The 17,278-nt window shown below is 71.8% G+C and carries 19 protein-coding genes and 1 tRNA gene; 8 read left to right on the forward strand and 12 right to left on the reverse strand.

The features are described 5' to 3' along the window. Positions 1–6: 6 nt before the first annotated feature. From Q9250_RS12185 to Q9250_RS12210, 6 genes are all read right to left on the reverse strand, one after another. A complete protein-coding gene (locus Q9250_RS12185; protein WP_306232147.1) occupies positions 7–312 on the reverse strand; it encodes a helix-turn-helix domain-containing protein in 306 nt (101 codons plus the stop codon). Between the two features lie 240 nt (positions 313–552). Beyond that, entirely contained in the window at positions 553–1,383 is an 831-nt protein-coding gene (locus tag Q9250_RS12190) for a MetQ/NlpA family ABC transporter substrate-binding protein (RefSeq protein WP_306232148.1), read from the reverse strand. A gap of 51 nt (positions 1,384–1,434) precedes the next feature. After that, positions 1,435–2,106, reverse strand: coding sequence for a methionine ABC transporter permease (locus Q9250_RS12195; RefSeq protein ID WP_306232149.1), 672 nt, complete (start codon positions 2,104–2,106; stop codon positions 1,435–1,437). Beyond that, positions 2,103–2,876, reverse strand: a complete 774-nt coding sequence (locus tag Q9250_RS12200; protein ID WP_306232150.1) for a methionine ABC transporter ATP-binding protein — start codon at positions 2,874–2,876, stop codon at positions 2,103–2,105. The genes Q9250_RS12195 and Q9250_RS12200 overlap by 4 nt, the downstream gene beginning before the upstream one ends. A 156-nt stretch (positions 2,877–3,032) precedes the next feature. After that, entirely contained in the window at positions 3,033–3,611 is a 579-nt protein-coding gene (locus Q9250_RS12205; RefSeq protein ID WP_306232151.1) for a PepSY domain-containing protein, read from the reverse strand. Positions 3,612–3,685: 74 nt separating this feature from the next. Beyond that, positions 3,686–4,618 (reverse strand): aldose 1-epimerase family protein, encoded by a 933-nt coding sequence (locus tag Q9250_RS12210; RefSeq protein ID WP_306232152.1) that lies wholly within the window; start codon positions 4,616–4,618, stop codon positions 3,686–3,688. A gap of 210 nt (positions 4,619–4,828) precedes the next feature. On the opposite strand from Q9250_RS12210, the gene Q9250_RS12215 reads away from it, so the two are divergent. From Q9250_RS12215 to Q9250_RS12235, 5 genes are read left to right on the forward strand one after another with little or no spacing between them, the layout of a single operon-like run. Beyond that, positions 4,829–5,893 carry a glycosyltransferase family protein gene (locus Q9250_RS12215; protein ID WP_306232153.1) on the forward strand — a complete coding sequence of 355 codons (1,065 nt, stop codon included), beginning with the start codon at positions 4,829–4,831 and terminating at the stop codon, positions 5,891–5,893. Further along, positions 5,890–6,966 (forward strand): glycosyltransferase, encoded by a 1,077-nt coding sequence (locus Q9250_RS12220; RefSeq protein ID WP_306232154.1) that lies wholly within the window; start codon positions 5,890–5,892, stop codon positions 6,964–6,966. Before Q9250_RS12215 ends, Q9250_RS12220 begins: the two co-directional genes overlap by 4 nt. Continuing rightward, positions 6,963–7,970: a glycosyltransferase gene (locus tag Q9250_RS12225; protein ID WP_306232155.1), complete on the forward strand. Its 1,008-nt coding sequence runs from the start codon at positions 6,963–6,965 to the stop codon at positions 7,968–7,970. Before Q9250_RS12220 ends, Q9250_RS12225 begins: the two co-directional genes overlap by 4 nt. Continuing rightward, positions 7,967–8,947, forward strand: coding sequence for a glycosyltransferase family 2 protein (locus Q9250_RS12230; protein ID WP_306232156.1), 981 nt, complete (start codon positions 7,967–7,969; stop codon positions 8,945–8,947). Before Q9250_RS12225 ends, Q9250_RS12230 begins: the two co-directional genes overlap by 4 nt. Next, positions 8,944–10,335 carry an extracellular solute-binding protein gene (locus Q9250_RS12235; protein WP_306232157.1) on the forward strand — a complete coding sequence of 464 codons (1,392 nt, stop codon included), beginning with the start codon at positions 8,944–8,946 and terminating at the stop codon, positions 10,333–10,335. Before Q9250_RS12230 ends, Q9250_RS12235 begins: the two co-directional genes overlap by 4 nt. A 65-nt stretch (positions 10,336–10,400) precedes the next feature. Here the strand turns inward: Q9250_RS12235 and Q9250_RS12240 are convergent, their stop codons facing one another. Together Q9250_RS12240 and Q9250_RS12245 are read right to left on the reverse strand one after the other, a co-directional pair. After that, positions 10,401–11,372 carry a carbohydrate ABC transporter permease gene (locus Q9250_RS12240; RefSeq protein WP_306232158.1) on the reverse strand — a complete coding sequence of 324 codons (972 nt, stop codon included), beginning with the start codon at positions 11,370–11,372 and terminating at the stop codon, positions 10,401–10,403. Position 11,373: 1 nt separating this feature from the next. Beyond that, complete coding sequence (locus Q9250_RS12245; RefSeq protein ID WP_306232159.1) at positions 11,374–12,312, reverse strand: carbohydrate ABC transporter permease; 939 nt, start codon at positions 12,310–12,312, stop codon at positions 11,374–11,376. A gap of 149 nt (positions 12,313–12,461) precedes the next feature. Here Q9250_RS12245 and Q9250_RS12250 point away from each other — a divergent pair, with 149 nt between their 5' ends. After that, positions 12,462–13,256, forward strand: a complete 795-nt coding sequence (locus tag Q9250_RS12250; protein WP_306232160.1) for a helix-turn-helix transcriptional regulator — start codon at positions 12,462–12,464, stop codon at positions 13,254–13,256. Positions 13,257–13,392: 136 nt separating this feature from the next. On the opposite strand, the gene Q9250_RS12255 is transcribed toward Q9250_RS12250, so the two are convergent. Both Q9250_RS12255 and Q9250_RS12260 read right to left on the reverse strand, forming a co-directional pair. Next, positions 13,393–13,466: transfer RNA gene (locus tag Q9250_RS12255), tRNA-Leu, on the reverse strand. Between the two features lie 29 nt (positions 13,467–13,495). Next, positions 13,496–13,873: an A1S_2505 family phage non-structural protein gene (locus tag Q9250_RS12260; RefSeq protein WP_306232161.1), complete on the reverse strand. Its 378-nt coding sequence runs from the start codon at positions 13,871–13,873 to the stop codon at positions 13,496–13,498. A gap of 34 nt (positions 13,874–13,907) precedes the next feature. Between Q9250_RS12260 and Q9250_RS12265 the strand changes: the two genes are divergently transcribed. Then, entirely contained in the window at positions 13,908–14,447 is a 540-nt protein-coding gene (locus Q9250_RS12265) for a gamma carbonic anhydrase family protein (RefSeq protein WP_306232162.1), read from the forward strand. 74 nt (positions 14,448–14,521) lie between these two features. Next, positions 14,522–15,016: an SRPBCC domain-containing protein gene (locus Q9250_RS12270; RefSeq protein WP_306232163.1), complete on the forward strand. Its 495-nt coding sequence runs from the start codon at positions 14,522–14,524 to the stop codon at positions 15,014–15,016. 1 nt (position 15,017) lies between these two features. Here the strand turns inward: Q9250_RS12270 and Q9250_RS12275 are convergent, their stop codons facing one another. Further along, entirely contained in the window at positions 15,018–15,905 is an 888-nt protein-coding gene (locus Q9250_RS12275) for a bifunctional methylenetetrahydrofolate dehydrogenase/methenyltetrahydrofolate cyclohydrolase (RefSeq protein ID WP_306232164.1), read from the reverse strand. After that, positions 15,902–17,248, reverse strand: coding sequence for a serine hydroxymethyltransferase (gene glyA, locus Q9250_RS12280; RefSeq protein WP_306232165.1), 1,347 nt, complete (start codon positions 17,246–17,248; stop codon positions 15,902–15,904). Before glyA ends, Q9250_RS12275 begins: the two co-directional genes overlap by 4 nt. Positions 17,249–17,278: the final 30 nt, after the last annotated feature.

Consider the following 17,278-nt stretch of genomic DNA (forward strand, 5'->3'; position numbering starts at 1 on the left):
TTGGTCTCAGGTTGTTGGTCTCCTTCCTCGGGGACGAAGGGTTACGCCTTCAGCAACTACGGCGTTGCGTACGGTCTTCGGGTCGATGCCGAGACGATCGGCGACCTCCTGCAACGTGTGCCCGTCGCGGTAGAGGATGGCCGCGCTCGCACGGCGATCGTTGTTCAGCCCTGTTGACCGCAACTGTCCACCAGAACGTAGGACGAAGGCCGGAACCGTTCCGCGATGCACGCCGTACTTCACGGCGATGATTCGGACGGGCATCCCAGCCTCATAGTCCGCGACCAGTTCCATGCGCTGCTCGATGGTCAATCGTGTTTGAGACTTCGCCGGATTTTTCGCGACCGCGCCTCGCGAATCGTGCCTCTTAGGACTTCGCCCCCTCGGTACGCGCCGCTCGGAACCCCTGAGCACACAGGAAATCAACGATCTCAGCGCCGGGCGCTTGTTTGAGAATCGCTTGGGAAGGCCCACCCATCTGCTCGTGCAGAGCGCCGCACTGTTTCATCCGCTGGTCGTGGGTTCGAGCCCCAGCGGGCCCGCCGCATCGGCTCAGTCGAACGCGACCTCGATCGTCGGGTTCGCCTCGATCACCTCGCGCACCGCGTCGCTCGAGAAGGCGTCGATGAGCGCGGCCGTGGCGTCGGAGTCGGCCTCCTCGCCACGCACCACGAGGTGCAGGGCGAAGGTGTCGTCGAGCTCGGTGATCAGCCCGTCGTCGTCGGGGTTGAGGCCCAGCGCGGCGATGTGCGACGGCCACTGGAAGACCAGGTCGGCCTCCTCGTAGGCGGCGTTCAGCGAGCTGATCGGCACCTGCAGGAACTCGAGGTCCTTCGGGTTCTCCGTGATGTCGTCGACGGTGGATGCGTAGGGGTCGACGGCAGGATCGAGCGTGACGATGCCCTCGCTCGCGAGCAGCTTGAGCGCGCGGCCGGTGTTCGACGCATCGTCGGGGATCGCCACGGTCGCGCCGGTCGGGAGGGCGGCGATGTCGTCGAGCGTCTTCGAGTAGAAGGCGATGACGAAGTTGTAGACCGGCTGCACGGCGGTCAGCGTGCCGTCGTTCGCCTCGTTGAACAGCTCCATGTAGGGCACGTGCTGCGAGAAGTTGGCGTCGACGTCGCCGTCGTTCACGATCGTGTTCGCGGTGACGTAGTCGGAGACCTCGACCAGCTCGATCTCGTAGCCCTCGCCGATCGCGTCGGCCGCGGCCAGCACGACGTCGGTCATCGGAGCGGTGACGGCGGCGACCTCGATGGTGACCGTCTCGGCGGGCGCGCCGCTGGGCTGGGCGGCGCCCGGTGCGGGCTGCGCGGCGCAGCCGGTGAGCAGCAGCGCTGCGGCGAGGGCGGGCGCGAGGGCGCGGGTCGAGGTGAGTCGCATGGTGGTTCCTTGTCTCTGGAGGGGCTTGGGGCCGCAGTGCGGCGGGGCGGGTCAGCGGTGGTCGAGGCGCACCGAGATGCGGTGCCCGACGGCCTGGATCGCGAGCACGAACACGACGATGACGGCGATGGTGAGGTACATGAGCGCGTCGTTGTACTCCTGGTACCCGTAGCGCATGGCGAAGTCGCCGATGCCGCCGCCGCCGACCACGCCGAGCACGGTCGAGAACGACAGCAGGCTGATCGCCGCTGAGGTGAGCGCGTAGAGCAGGCCCGATCGCGCCTCGGGCAGCAGCACCCGGAAGACCGCCTGCGGCAGCGTCGCCCCCATCGAGAGCGCCACCAGCGAGATGCCGGGCGGGATCTCGCGCAGGATCTGCTCGACCAGCCGCGCGTAGATCGCGACCGCGACGAAGCACAGCGGCAGCGTCGCCGCCTGCGTGCCGAAGCTCGTGCCCATCACGGCCCGGGTGAAGGGGATGAGGAACACCACCAGGAGCAGGAACGGGAACGAGCGCACCACGTTGATGTAGAGGTTCGCGATCGACCAGACGGGCCGGTGCTCGGCGATGCCCCCGCGCTGCGTCAGGAAGACCGTCATGCCCAGCGGCAGGCCGATGACCACGGCGGCCGCGAGGGAGACGACGAGCATGTAGCCCGTCTCGGCGAGCGATTCGAGCATGTCGCCGCCGTACTCGGCGAGCAGTTCGGTGAGCCAGGTCACTCCAGCAGCTCCCGTCGCACCTGCTCGGCATAGCTCGGCAGCGACCGGAAGTCGGTCTTCGCCACCGTCAGCACCTCGCGCAGCGCGCCGCGCTCGAGCAGTGCCGCGCGATCGCAGATCGCCTTGACGACGTCGAGGTCGTGCGTGATGACGACCACGGTGGTGCCGAGCTCGTCGCGCGCCCTCGCCAGCACGCGCAGCACCTCGGCGGTGGTGGTGGTGTCGAGCGACGAGGTGGGCTCGTCGCACAGCAGCAGCGCCGGTCGGGCGACGAGCGCGCGGGCGAGCCCGACGCGCTGCCGCTCGCCGCCGCTCAGCTGCGCCGGGAAGCGCTCGGCGCGGTGACCGAGGCCGACGAACTCGAGGATCTCCTCGACCGCGAGCGCCTGCTGCGCACGCGACAACCGGGTCGCGCGGGGCGCGAGCTGCAGGGGCAGGGCGACGTTGGCCGACACGGTGCGGTTGCTGAGCAGGTGGATGCCCTGGAACACCACGCCGATGTCGCGCCGCAGCTCCCGCAGGCCGCGCCGGCCGAGCGCGCCCACGTCACGGCCGTCGACCGTGACCGTGCCCGCCGAGGCTGTGGCGAGCCCGTTGAGGAGCTGCAGCAGCGTCGACTTGCCCGCGCCGCTCTCGCCGATCACGCCGAAGATCTCGCCGCGGTCGATCGTGAGATCGACGGCGTCGAGCGCCGCCCGCTGCCCGTCACCGCGGCGGTAGCGCTTGGTGACGGCGGCGAGCTCGATGATCGCGGTGCCGCTCGCATGCATCAACTCGTCCCGCTCCTGTCACTCGCGGCACCCGCCGATCAGACTTCTTGTACTCAGGTCAACTATAGCCGCAGCCTCGACGCCCGAGCGCCCATGCGCGAATGGCGCCGCGCCGTGCCCGCGCGCCGTCGGAGACCGCCGCCCGTCGGCCGGCCGTCAGTCGACGCGGAGGATCGAGCCGTCGGCGACCGAGACATAGACCTCGAGCTCGTCGTCGAACTTGACCTCCCACGCCTGCCCGTCGGCGTCGTCCTCGAGCGTCGCCGCGGCAAGCGGCGCGCCTGCTGCCGCGGCGACCGCGGCCTCGATGGCGTCGGCGAGCGAGATGCCGGCCGCGTCGAGGGCGGCGCGATCGTCGCCGTCGACCTCGTCGTCGCGCTCGGTCTCGAGCACCGCGGCACCATCGCCGCTGACGTGCACGGTCACCTGCGTGGTGCCGTCGGCGAGCTCGACCTCCCATGACGCGTCATCGTCCTGGTCGTCGAGCTCGTAGGCGACCGCGCCGGTCTCGCTCTCGGCCAGGGCGATGGCTGCGAGCGCCCCCTCCACGCCGTCGTCGGACGCGCTGCCACCTGCCGTCGCCTCCGGCGAGGCCGACGTGCTCGCGGCGGGCCCGCTCGGGGCCGTGCCGCCGGGCGCCGAGGGCGAGGTCGAGCTGCACGACGCCAGCACGATGGTGCCGGCGGCGGCGAGCGTGAGGAGCAGCGGAGTGCGGAGCTTCGGATCGGTGTTCATGCCGCCGACGCTAGCGAGCAGGCGTGAGAGCCGAGTGAGAGGCGAGTGAGCAGCGCTTGGGAGGCGGCGGCGTGCTAGAAGCCGACCGGCGCGATGCCCCACTGGCCGCGCCAGGTCTCGCCCGGCTCGAGCCAGACGAGCCCGTTCCCCGAGTTCAGCGCGTTCGCCGGCGCGCTCATCGGCTCGACGGCGACCGCGTGCCGGTTGCCGTCGACCGACGGGAAGTCGCGCGGCGTGAACACCACCGCGTAGGGGAACGCCGCGTCCTGCCAGAGCTCGACCCCCCTCCCCCGCTCGTCGACGAGCGACGACGTCGCCACTCCGCCGACGAACTCCAGTCCCGCGTAGTTGTGGTCGATGTCGAGCTCCGCCAGGCGACGGCCGGCGCGCAGGTCGGGGGCCGACGCATCCATCGCATCGACGAGCGTCTCCTCCGTCGGGATCAGGTCGACCGCGTTGAACACCCGCGCCGCGGGCACGGTGAGGGTCAGCTGCTCGGCGGGCGTGGCGCCGACGGCGAGATACGGATGCGCGCCGACGGCCCACGGGGCGCGCTCGGTGCCCGCGTTGATCGCCTCGTGCGTGACGGTGAGGCCGTCGTCGGTGAGCTCGTACGCGACGAAGGTGTCGATGAGGAACGGCCAGCCGGACTGGGGGTGGATGGTGGCCTGCAGCAGCAGCTTCGACTCGGTCTGCTCGAGCAGCCGGTAGGGCGAGAAGCGCAGCAGGCCGTGGCTGGCGTTGCCCTTGTCGCGCTCGGTGAGCGCGAGCCGCTGGGTCGCACCCTCGTGCTGCCAGTCGCCGCCCGCGACCCGGCCGCCCCACGGCGCGAGCACGATGCCCTGCGCCTTCGCGGGCCGCGCGTCCTCGGCGAAGGGCTCCACGAGGTCGATGCCGTCGAGCGTGAGCTCGCGCAGGCCCGCCGCGACCTCGGTGATCGCGGCGCGCATCCGCCTGCCGTCGACGTCGCGGGAGATCGTGAACTGCTGTCCTGTGGGCGGTCGCATGGGGCGAGCCTAGAAGACCGGGGCGGCATCGCGCCCGGCCCGGATCCGCTTGTCCCCCGAATCCTCAGCCTCCGCGTGCATACTCCGGAGACATGCGTCTGCAACGGGAGATCCGCTGCGGGGAGCGCCCAACCGCCGCCCAGCGCCCATCCGGCCGCGGGGGCATCCCGGGCTGCTGCCGACCGCCGCCGCACGATCGTCGTGGCGTCGGTGCCTGCTTCGCACGTGTACGTGCAGCACATCACCCCGACCGCCGCCCTCGATGGGCCGCCGGCGATCGAGCGGCTGCTCGACCCCGACCCCGATTCCCCCGACCGCCCGGCCGGCGCCAAGTGGTGGCCGCCGACGATGCTCGAGCCCGAGTGGGTGCTCACGCACCCCGGGTTCGACGTGATGCACCTGCAGTTCGGCTTCGACGCCCGCACGCCGGCGCAGCTGCAGGAGCTGGTGGATGCGCTGCGGCAGACCGCGCGGCCGCTCGTCTACACGGTCCACGACCTGCGCAACCCGCACCACGACACCCGGCACGCGCACGACGCGCAGCTCGACGTGCTCATCCCCGCCGCCGACGCGCTCGTCACGCTCACGGAGGGCGCCGCGGCCGAGATCCGCAGCCGCTGGGGCGCCGAGGCGCGCGTGCTCCCCCACCCGCACGTGGTCGACCTCGCGACCATGGCCCGCGTGGCGGCCACGCGGCCGCGCCGCCGCCACGGCGACCCGCTGCGCATCGGCGTGCACGTGAAGAGCCTGCGCGCGAGCATGAACCCGCTGCCGGTGCTGCGCGCGCTGACCGAGATCGTGGCCGAGCTGCCCGGCGCGGTGCTGCAGGTCAACGGGCACACCGACGTGCTGCACGCCGCCGGCGAGCGCTACGACCGACCGCTCGCCGAGTTCCTGGACGGCGCCGCCGCTGCGGGCCTGCTCGAGCTGCACGTGCACGACTTCCTCGATGACGACGCGCTCTGGGCCTACCTCGCGGCGCTCGACGTCTCGGTGCTGCCCTACCGCTTCGGCACCCACTCGGGGTGGCTGGAAGCCTGCCGCGACCTCGGCACCGCCGTGATCGCGCCAGACTGCGGCTACTACCGCGAGCAGGGGCCGGTCTTCGAGTACCGCAACCACGACGACGACTTCGACCCCGAGTCGCTCCGCTCGGCGGTGCACCGGGCCTACGCCGCCGCATCCCCCGAGCCCTTGAGCGTCGGAGAGCGCGCCGCACAGCGCGACGCGATCGCCCGCGCGCACGCCGAGCTCTACGAGGCGGTACTGCGATGAGCGGCCTGCGCATCTGCCTCATCGCCTCGAGCAGGTTCCCGGTCTCGGAGCCGTTCGTGGGCGGCGTGGAGGCGCCCACCCACACCCTCACCCGCGCGCTGCAGGCTCGCGGGCACTCGGTCACCCTGTTCGCGGGGCACGGCTCCGATCCCGCCCTCGGCGCCCAGCTGCTGACGGCCGAGCCCTTCGAGCCCTCGCACGGCGCGCGTCGCGACCTCGCCGCACCGCCGGTGCAGTGGATGCGTGAGCACCACGCCTATCTCGGGCTGTGCCTCGACCTCGCCGCCACCGGCGCCGCACGCTTCGACGTCGTGCACAACAACTCCCTCCATCACCTGCCCGTGGCCATGTCGAGCGCCATCGGCGTGCCGATGCTCACCACCCTCCACACGCCGCCGACGCCGTGGCTCGAGTCGGCGGTGCGCTTCGCCGCAGACCGCTCGCGCTTCGTGGCGGTGAGCGCCTACACGGCGCAGCAGTGGCGCGGCTCCGTGCGCGCCTCGGTGATCATGAACGGCATCGACACGACGCGCTGGGCGGCCGGCCCCGGCGGCGGACCCGCCATCTGGTTCGGCCGACTCGTGCCCGAGAAGGCCCCGCACGTGGCGATCCGGGCCGCGCTGCATGCCGACATGCCGCTCGATCTCGCCGGGCCCATCCTCGACGACGCCTACTTCGAGGCCGAGGTCGCACCGCACCTCGGCCCGCGCATCCGCTACCTGGGCCACCTCGGCTCCGACGCCCTCGCGCGTCACGTGGGCGGGGCATCCGTCACCGTGGTGACCCCCTCGTGGGACGAGCCCTACGGACTCGTCGCGGCCGAGTCGATGGCGACGGGCACCCCCGTGGCCGCGGTCGCCCGGGGCGGGCTGCGCGAGGTGATCTCGGCCGAGAGCGGGCGCCTGTGCGATTCGGAGGACCCGGCCGAGCTGGCGCGCGCGATGCTGGAGGCCAGCACGCTCTCACGCGCGGAGACCCGGGAGCACGCGGTGGCGCACTGCTCGATCGAGGCGATGATCGACGGGTACGAGCGCTCCTACGCGGCACTGACGGATGAGCGGCGCGCGGCGTGATCGGCTACTACATCCACCACCGCGGGCGGGGCCACCTCTCGCGGGCGCTGGCGATCGCGGCAGAGCTCGAGCAGCCCGTCACCGGGCTCTCGAGCCTTGCCCCGCCGGCCGAGTGGCGAGGCGACTGGCTGCGGCTGCCCGCAGACGGGGCCGAGTCGCCCGTCGACGCAGAGGGGCACGGTCGGCTGCACTGGGCACCCCTCGGCCACGCGGGCCTGCGCACCCGCATGGCGCGCATCGCCGGCTGGATCGACGAGCGGCGGCCGCGGGCGCTCGTCGTCGACGTCTCGGTCGAGGTCGGGCTCCTGGCGCGGCTGCACGGGGTGCCCGTGGTCACGATCGCCATGCCCGGCCAGCGCACCGACGCGGCGCACGAGCTCGGCTTCGCGCTCGCCGACGCCGTCATCGGCGCCTGGCCGCCGCAGGCCACGGGCATGGCGGATGGCCTGCCCGACCTGGGCGGGCGGCTGCACGCCGTCGGCGCGATCTCGCGCTTCGCGCCGGTCGCCGGGCCCGAACCCGAGGGGGGCGTGCGTCGGGGCGGAGCACGCCGCGTCGTCGTGCTCGGCGGTGCCGGCGGCGACACGTTCACGGCGGATGCGGTCGGTCGCGCCCGCGACGCGACGCCCGGCTGGGCGTGGACGCACCTCGGCGCGAACGGGTCCTGGACGGAGGATCCGTGGGCGACCCTCGTCGACGCATCCGTCGTCGTCACGCACGCGGGCGAGAGCGCGATCGCCGAGGTGGCAGCAGCCCGCCGACCGGCGATCGTGATCCCGCAGCCGCGGCCGCACGACGAGCAGCTGCGCACGGCCGCCGTGCTGGCCGATGCGCGCTGGCCCACGACGGTCGTGCCGCGCTGGCCGACCATCGGCTGGCCGGGGCTGCTGCACGCGGCCGACGAGCTCGACGGCGGCGACTGGCAGGCCTGGAACGACGGCGGGGGCGCGCATCGGGCGGCCGCCATCATCGCCGCCACCGCCGACCGGGCGGCGTCGACGTGAGCCGCGTCGCCGTCATCACCATCGCGCACGGTCGGCACGACCACTGGGCGCTGCAGTGCGCGGCGATCGAGCGCTCCTCCCGACGCCCCGACGACCGCATCCTCGTCACGATGGATGATGCCGCGCTGGCGCACCGCGAGCGCCGGGCCGGCGCCGTGCAGGTGGTGGAGACCGACAGCGACGAGCACGCGCTGCCGCTCGCGCGCGCCCGCAACGTGGGCGCAGAGGCGGCGCTCGCCCGCGGAGCCGACGTGCTGGTGTTCCTCGACGTCGACTGCCTCCCCGCACCGACGCTGGTCGACGCGTACGCCGCTGCCGCGAGCGCCGCCCCGACGCGCGACCGGCTGCTGTCGGGGCCCGTGACCTACCTCGACCCGCCGCCCGAGGGCGGCTACTGCCTCGAGGGACTCGCCGCGCTCGACCGGCCCCACACCGCACGGCCGGCGCCCGCGCCGGGCGAGGTCGAGCTGGGCGGCTCGCACGACCTCTTCTGGTCGCTGTCGTTCGCGCTCAGCGCCGATCTGTGGCGCCGCATCGGCGGGTTCCACGAGGGCTACGTCGGCTACGGCGGCGAGGACACCGACTTCGCGTGGACGGCGCGCTCGCTCCGCATCCCGATGGCCTGGGTCGGCGACGCGCGCGTTCCACCAGCATCACCCGGTCGAGGATCCGCCGGTGCACCACGTCGACGCCATCCTGCGCAACAGCGCGCTCTTCCACCGTCGCTGGGGCACCTGGCCGATGCGCGGATGGCTCGACGCGTTCGTCGAGCAGGGGCTCGTCGAACGGTCGGAGAGTGGAGAGTACGAGCGCAGTCGCCGGGCATGAGCGGTCGCCCAGCGTTCGATCGCGGAGCCGCTCGAGGCCGTGCACGCGCATCGCCCGCCATGTTCACGGCTCCAGGGTGTACTTTGCGCCCAATCGCGCGGCGGACACCGGCGTCCGCCGTCCTGGAAGACGTAGAGGCAGGACCATGAGGAGCAAGAGTTCGGTTCGGCGCTTTCCCGCCGCGACGGCAGCAGTCGCGGGAGCCCTCGCGCTGTCCGCGTGCGGCGGCGGCGGCAGCGATCCCGGGGCCGCGGAGTTCTCGGCCGAGTACTCCGGCACGATGGCCGCGTGGGGCTTCGAGAACGCCGACGACGTCGGCCAGTCGCGGCTCGACCTCGCCGAGGGGGTGCTGGGCGAGTCGGACACGACCGTCGAGCTCGACCCGACCTCGTTCGACGCGCAGAAGTTCACCACCCTCGCAGCGTCGGGCCAGGTGCCCGACGTCGTGCAGATGGATCGCAACTTCGTCGCGACCTACGCCGCGCAGGGCCTGATCATGCCGCTCGAGGCGTGCTTCGAGGCGCACGATGTCGATCCCGGCGAGCGCTGGTACGAGCAGGTCGTCGACGACGTGAGCTGGAACGACCAGATCTGGGCGGTGCCGCAGTTCTACCAGCCGCCCGCCATCCTGCTGAACGAGCGCGTGATGGCAGAGGCCGGCGTGAGCGACACTGAGCTGAACCCGGCCGAGCAGGAGGCGATGCTCTCGGCCGTCGAGCGCATGACGGTGCTCGAGGGCAGCACGCCCACCCGGCTCGGCTTCGATCCGCAGGGCGTCTCCAAGGCCGCGCTGTGGATGATGAGCTTCGGCGGCGGCATCATCGACGAGGAGGGCCTGCCGACGCTGGATCGGGCCGAGAACGTCGAGGCGGTGGAGTTCCTGCAGCAGGTCTACGACGCGCAGGGCGGCTACGCCAACGTCAAGAGCTTCCTCGACTCGTTCGACGTCTTCGGCGACGGCAACGCCTACTCGAACGACCTCGTCGGCGCAGCGATCTGGGACCAGTGGTACCCCAACGTGCTGACGCCGTATGCCGGCGAGATCGAGATCAGCGCGGTGCCGATGATGACGCAGGACGGCGAGCCGATCACCGCAGCGTCGGGCTCCTCGTTCGTCATCCCGACGAATGCGCAGAACCCGTCGGCGGGCTGCGCCTGGGCGCTGGAGCTGACCTCGCCGGAGGCCTGGCAGGCCGCCGGTGAGGCGCGCGCCGAGACCACGGCGAACGACCCGGATCGCCAAGGCATCAACACGGGCCTCTTCACCGGCTCGCCGGAGGTCGACACCGACCTGCGCGACCAGTTCACCGACGCGGCCGGATTCGCCGGCTTCGACGAGGCCATCAGCACCTACTACGAAGTGGCCGCCGAGGGCCAGTCGTTCGGGGCATCGCCGGCGGGCCAGCAGATCCAGTCGGAGCTGCAGAACGCGGTGACCTCCGCCCTGCTGGGCGAGGCCGACCCGGCTGACGCGCTGGCGCAGGCCCAGGAGGCTGCGATGCGCGCGCACGACCAGGTGGTCGGCGGCGGCAGCTAACGGTCGGGAGCGCGAAGGAGGGGGTGCCCGACCGGGCACCCCCTCCTTCGTGGCTGCCGCGTCGGTCAGCCCTTGCGACCGGTGGTGGCGATGCCGGTGATGAACGACTTCTGACCGAAGGCGAACAGGATCAGCATGGGGATCGTCACGAGCACCGCGGCGACCATGACGTACTGGTAGTCGCCCTGACCGCCGTTGGTGGGGCTGTACTTCGTCATGGCGCTGGCGATGCCGAGCGGCACCGTGTACCCCTCCTGCGAGCCGGTGTTCAGGTAGATCAGCGCGGCCTGCAGGTTGTTCCAGCTCGCCTGGAACTCGAACAGCAGGATGATCACGAACGACGGCACCGACAGCGGCATCGCGATGCGCCAGAACTGGCCCCACGCGCTCACACCGTCGAGCTTCGCCGCCTCGAACAGCTCGCGCGGCAGGCCGAGGAAGAACTGCCGCTGCAGGAAGATGTAGAACGCCGAGCCGAAGAGGTTCGCACCCCAGAGCGGCACGTTGGTGCCCACGAAGCCGAGCTGGTTCCAGATCAGGTACTGCGGCACGAGCGTCACGGCACCGGGGAGCATCATCGTCGCCAGCACGATGCCGAACAGCACCCCGCGGCCCGGGAACCGGTAGTAGGCGAAGCCGAAGGCGACCAGCGAGCTCGACACCGCGACGAGCACGGCGGCGAGCACAGCGATCCAGATGCTGTTGCCGATCCAGTTCGCGAGCGGCATCTCGTCGAACGCCACCGCATAGTTCTCCGGCATGATCGTGTCGGGGATCAGCTTGTTGTCGAAGACCTCGCCACGGGGCTTCAGGCTCGCCGCCACCAGCCAAGCCAGCGGATACATGAACAGCGCCGCGAAGAGCAGCAGCAGCACCCACCGCACGATCTGGCCGACCCACCCCATGGGCGTCAGCGCCTGGCCGCGGGCGTCGCCGAACCACTTCCGCCGCTTGCGGCGATCGGTGTCGGGCTCGGGTGACTCCGCCGCGATCGCGGCGGCGGCTTGCACGGTCTTGATCGGGGTCTGGGCGACCATCTCAGCGCTCGCTCTCGTAGTAGACGAACCGGTTGCCGACCTTCACCTGGATCAGCGAGATCGCGACGATGATGACGAACAGCAGCCAGCCCATGGCCGAGGCGAATCCGAAGTCGAACTGCCGGAACGCCTGCTGGAACAGGTAGATCGCATAGAACAGCGACGCATCCGACGCCCCCTGCACCTGATCTCGATGGAAGAGCAGGAACGCCTGGTCGAAGATCTGGAAGGCGGCGATCGTCAGCACCAGCACGTTGAAGAAGAGCGCCCCCGAGATCATCGGCAGCGTGATGTTCCAGAACCGCCGGAGGGGCCCGGCGCCGTCGACCTCGGCGACCTCGTAGAGCTCGCGCGGCACGTTCTGCAGCGCGGCCAGGAAGATCACCATCGTGCCGGCGACGCCCCAGAGCGTCATGAGCACGATCGACGGCTTCACCCACGCCGGATCGATCAGCCACTGCGGACCCTCGATGCCGATCGCGGCGAGCCCGCGGTTGATGGCGCCCTGGTTGCCGTTCAGGAGCAGCAGGAACATGGATGCGGTGGCGACCGTCGGGGTCATCTTCGGCAGGTAGAAGACGGTGCGGAAGAAGCCCGCGCCGCGGCGCACGCTGTTCAGCAGCATCGCGAGCCCGAGGGCGAGCACGATCTCGAACGGCACGGCGAGCACGGCGTAGTAGAGCGTGTTGGCCAGCGAGGTCATTACCTTCGGGTCCTCGAACAGCCGCTCGTAGTTCGCGAAGCCGGCAGGGCGCGCCGTGTCGGTGGCCAGCTGGTAGAAGCTGAACGAGATGACCAGGCTGTAGATCATCGCGCCGAGGGTGAAGACCAGGAAGCCGATCACCCACGGCGAGATGAACAGGTAGCCGGCGATGGCCTCCCGGCGGCGGAGCGACGTGCGCCTGCCCGGCTTCGCCGAATCCTTCGCTGCGATCGACATCGAACCCCCCTCTGGGGTCGGATGTGGGAACGGTGCGAGACCCCTGGGAGTGGTGTACCCGACTTCTCTGATGCTTTGCCCAACAGCCTCGAGCCGCGGGAGCGCATCCGCTCTTCCCCCTGCGCGTCGACCGATCTATGCTTCGCGGCATGCGCGCGAACCTCGCCGACGTGGTTGCCGACGTGCTCGACGAGCACGACGTCGACGCTGCGCGCGTGCTGCTGGCCGAGTCGATCCTCGCCGCCACCGGCACCGAGATGGGCACCCGCGTGCGCGTGCAACGGCACCGCTCGGAAGCGATCATGCGCATCCACGGCCACGGCTTCCGGCCCGCCGCCGAGCAGCTGCCCGGCGCTGCGGAGATCCGCGAGCATCCGCTCTACCGGTACCGGATGCACACCGGCGACGAGCGGCCGACGAGGCTCGAGGACGTGCTGCGCGGCGGCTGGACGCTGAGCACCCGCACCCGGCACCTGATCGAGGCGCTGCAGATCACGGTGCACCAGGTCGCCTTCCCCGTCTCGTCGCTCGGCGAGTACGACGGGTGGTCGCTGCTGGCGCCCGAGCCGATCGGCCGGCTGCAGCTGCGACCGCTGGTCGAGCACGCGCGACTGCTGCGCGGCCTCGACGCCCATGTCGAGCTGCTGGCGCGCATCCGCGAGCGCTCCCCCGCCCAGCCGGATGCCGGCGCACCGCTGCTGACGCCTCGCGAGCGCGGCGTGCTGCACCTGATGTACGCGGGCGGCACCGCCGTGTCGATCGGCGCCCGTCTCGGGGTCTCGCCCCGCACCGTGCACAAGCACCAGGAGAACCTGTACCGCAAGCTCGGCGCCCGCGACCGGCTCGAGGCGGTGCTGATCGCGCAACGGGCCGGCCTCCTCCCCACCCACCCAGACGAGGCGGAGGCCGTGCCCACCCGCGCGAGCGGGCTGCGGCGGGACTAGCCGGCGCATTCCCGGGTGCTGAGGTGACCCGAGCCACCACGAGTCTCGCCAGCCGCGCGCGCCGACGGAATGCGCAGAGATGCGTAGACGCGACGGCGGCCGCCCGCGGCACGGCGTCGCCCGTTCGACCACCCGGTGCCCCCGCTGGGATTCGAACCCAGACTGGGCGGAGTTTAAGTCCGCTGCCTCTGCCGGTTGGGCTACGGGGGCCGGGCGCAGGCCCTCCCCCACGGTAGCCCTCAGTCGGCGTCGAGCACGGCAGCGAAGCGCGCCGGCAGCAGCACGTTGTCGCCGGCGCCCCGCAGCAGCGGCGCGACCTGCTCGGGAGTGAAGCCGGCGATGCCGCAGCCGATCTCGGTGACGAGGAACTCGAGCTCCGGATGCGCCGCCGCGAAGGCGAGGAACGTCGCCGCCTCCTCGGCCATCACCGACATCCCGCTCATCGTGTCGATGGCGTACGACTGGCCGTGCAGGCCGTGGCCCTCGCCCCAGACGGCACCGAAGCGCTCCTGGGCGATCCGAGCGGCGCCGCCCCCGTGCATCCCCGACGCGTTCGAGCCGAAGACGAACACCTGGTGCGGCTCGAGAGCCTCGATGCGAGCGGGCGAGGTGTGCATGGGGCCCACGGTACGCCGCGGCTACGCTGAGCGCATGACCGTCCACGAGCGCGCCACGATCATCCCGCTGCCAGGCCGCGTGCCGCACCTGCCGAAGTCGGGCCTGGTCATGCCGGGCGCCGTCGTCGCGGGCGGCGTCTCGCTCGGCGAGCGCGTCGGCATCTGGCCGGGCGCTGCGCTGCGCGCCGAGGAGGAGTCGATCACGATCGGCGACGACTCGAACGTGCAGGACAACTGCTCGCTGCACGTCGACCACGGCTCGCCGCTGCGCATCGGCGCGCGCGTCTCGATCGGCCACAACGCCGTCGTGCACGGCTGCACCGTCGAGGACGACGTGCTCATCGGCATGCACGCGACCGTCATGAACGGCGCCGTCATCGGCTCCGGCAGCATCGTCGCCGCGGGCGCGCTCGTCACCGAGGGCACCGTGATCCCCGAGAACTCGCTCGTCGCGGGCGTGCCGGGCAAGGTGCGGCGCGAGACCACCGACGACGAGCGGCGCGGCATCCAGCGCAACGCCGACGTCTACGCCAAGCGCATCCAGGTGTACGTCGACGCGATCCACGCGCACTGACGCCAGGACGTGCACCCCACGCTGGCGGTGCACAGGGGCGGATGCGTAGGCTCGGCCGCGTCGGAGGGAGCCACATGGCAGTCACAGCGACAGGCACCGTCAAGGTGCACGGCGACGCGGCGGAGCTGTCGCTCGAGCGGCACGTGCCGAAGGACGCGATCGCGGTCTGGCCGTACTTCGCGGAGTCGCGCGAGCTCGGCACCTGGATCGGCTCGTACGTCGGCGACCCCGACTCGGGCGAGGTGGTGCTGTCGATGAACGCGGAGGGCGGCGAGGCGACCAGCGCCGTCGAGATCCTCGACTGCCAGCCGCCCGAGCACCTGGCGGTGCAGACCACCGACGAGTCGGGCCACTGGAGCCTCGAGGTCGAGCTGGTCGACGGCGGGCACGAGGCGGGCTCGGGCACGACGATCCGCTTCACCCACCACGACGTGCCGCTCGCGCAGCTGCCCGACGTCGGGCCGGGCTGGGAGTGGTACCTCGACCGGCTGGTCGCCGCGCTGGCCGGGCAGCCGATGCCGAACTGGGACGACTACTACCCGGCGCTGCGCGAGGCGTACACCCGCTAGCTCAGCGCGAGCGGACCGCCTTCTCGGCCATCTGCACGACGTTGTCGAGCAGCATCACGCGCGTCATGGGTCCGACGCCGCCCGGCACGGGCGACACCCAGCCGGCGACCTCGCGCACGCCCGGATCGACGTCGCCGAGCAGCTTCACCTTGCCGGTCTCGGCCGACAGGCCCCGCGTGATGCCCACGTCGAGCACCGCCGCGCCCGGCTTCACCCAGTCGGCCTTGATCAGCCCGGGCACGCCCACCGCCGCGACGACGATGTCGGCCTCGCGCACCTGCGCGGCCAGGTCGGGCGTGCGCGAGTGGCAGAGGGTCACGGTCGCGTCGATGCCCTTGCGGGTCAGCAGCAGCCCGAGCGGGCGGCCGACGGTGAGGCCGCGGCCGACGACCGCGACCATCGCGCCGGCGATCTCGATCTCGTGGTGGCGCAGCATCTGCACGATGCCCGCGGGCGTGCACGGCAGCGGCGAGTCGATCGGCCCGTCGACGCCCAGCACCAGGCGCCCCAGGTTGACCGGGTGCAGGCCGTCGGCGTCCTTCGCCGGGTCCATCAGCTCGAGCATCGCGTGCTCGTCGTGCCCGGCGGGCAGCGGCAGCTGGATGATGTAGCCGGTCACCTCGCGCGCCGAGTTGAGGTCGGCGATCGCCTTGCGCACGTCGGCGGTCGACGCGCTCGAGGGCAGGTCGACACGGATCGACTCGATGCCTACCTCGGCGCAGTCGCGGTGCTTGCCCTTCACGTACGACTGGCTGCCCGGGTCGTCGCCGACCAGCAGGGTGCCGAGGCCGGGCGTGACGCCCTTGCCCTTGAGCGCTTCGACGCGCTCCCGCAGCTGCGCCTTGATGGCGGATGCGGTGGCGTTGCCGTCGAGGATCCTCGCGGTCATCGGTCGACGCTGCCTCGATCGACGCTGGAGCCCAGCTCGTGCACCATCGCCGGCTGACCCGACGGGCCCACACCGGGGTAGAGGGGGAACCCGTCGGCGAGCTTCGCCACCCGCGCGCGCAGCGCCGGCAGGTCGGCGCCCGGCAGCAGCGCGAGCGCGATCACGTCGGCGACCTCGGTGAACTCCTCGTCGCCGAAGCCGCGCGTCGCGAGCGCCGGCGTGCCGATGCGCAGGCCGCTCGTCACCATCGGCGGGCGCGGGTCGTTCGGCACCGCGTTGCGGTTGACCGTGATGCGGATCTCGTGCAGGAGGTCCTCGGCCTGCTTGCCGTCGATGGCCGCGTCGCGGAGGTCGACGAGCACCAAGTGCACGTCGGTGCCGTCCGAGCGCACCGAGATGCCCGCATCCGCCACGTCCTGCTGCATGAGCCGCTCGGCGAGGAGGTGGGCGCCGCGCAGCGTGCGCTCCTGGCGCTCCTTGAACTCCTCGGAGCCCGCGAGCTTGAACGCCGTCGCCTTCGCGGCGATCACGTGCATGAGCGGGCCGCCCTGCTGGCCCGGGAACACGGCCGAGTTCAGCTTCTTGGCGATGTCGGCGTCGTTCGTGAGGATGAAGCCCGAGCGGGGGCCGCCGATGGTCTTGTGCACGGTCGACGAGACGACGTGCGCGTGCGGCACCGGGTTCGGGTGCAGGCCGGCGGCCACGAGGCCGGCGAAGTGCGCCATGTCGACCCAGAGCAGCGCGCCGACCTCGTCGGCGATCGCGCGGAAGGCGGCGAAGTCGAGCTGGCGCGGATAGGCCGACCAGCCGGCGATGATCACCTTGGGCTTGTGCTCGACGGCGAGGCGACGCACCTCGTCCATGTCGACGCGGCTCGTCTCGGCGTCGACGCCGTAGGCGACGATGTCGTAGAGGCGGCCGGAGAAGTTGATCTTCATGCCGTGCGTGAGGTGGCCGCCGTGGTCGAGCGAGAGGCCGAGGATCGTGTCGCCGGGGCGGGCGATCGCGTGCAGCACGGCGGCGTTGGCGGTCGCGCCCGAGTGGGGCTGCACGTTGGCGAACGCGGCGCCGAAGAGCGACTTCGCGCGCTCGATGGCGAGCGACTCGGCGACGTCGACGTGCTCGCAGCCGCCGTAGTAGCGGCGGCCCGGGTAGCCCTCGGCGTACTTGTTGGTGAGCACCGAACCTGCGGCCTCGAGCACCGCGACGGGCACGAAGTTCTCGCTCGCGATCATCTCGAGGTAGTCGCGCTGGCGGTCGAGCTCGAGCTGCAGCACGGCGGCGATCTCAGGATCGACCTCGGTGAGCGGGCTGTTGAACGTGGAGGGCAGGCGGTCGGTCACGGTTGCTCCTTCGCTGGTGCGCTGGCGCGC

The organism is Agrococcus beijingensis, from assembly GCF_030758955.1.
Taxonomy (GTDB): domain Bacteria; phylum Actinomycetota; class Actinomycetes; order Actinomycetales; family Microbacteriaceae; genus Agrococcus; species Agrococcus beijingensis.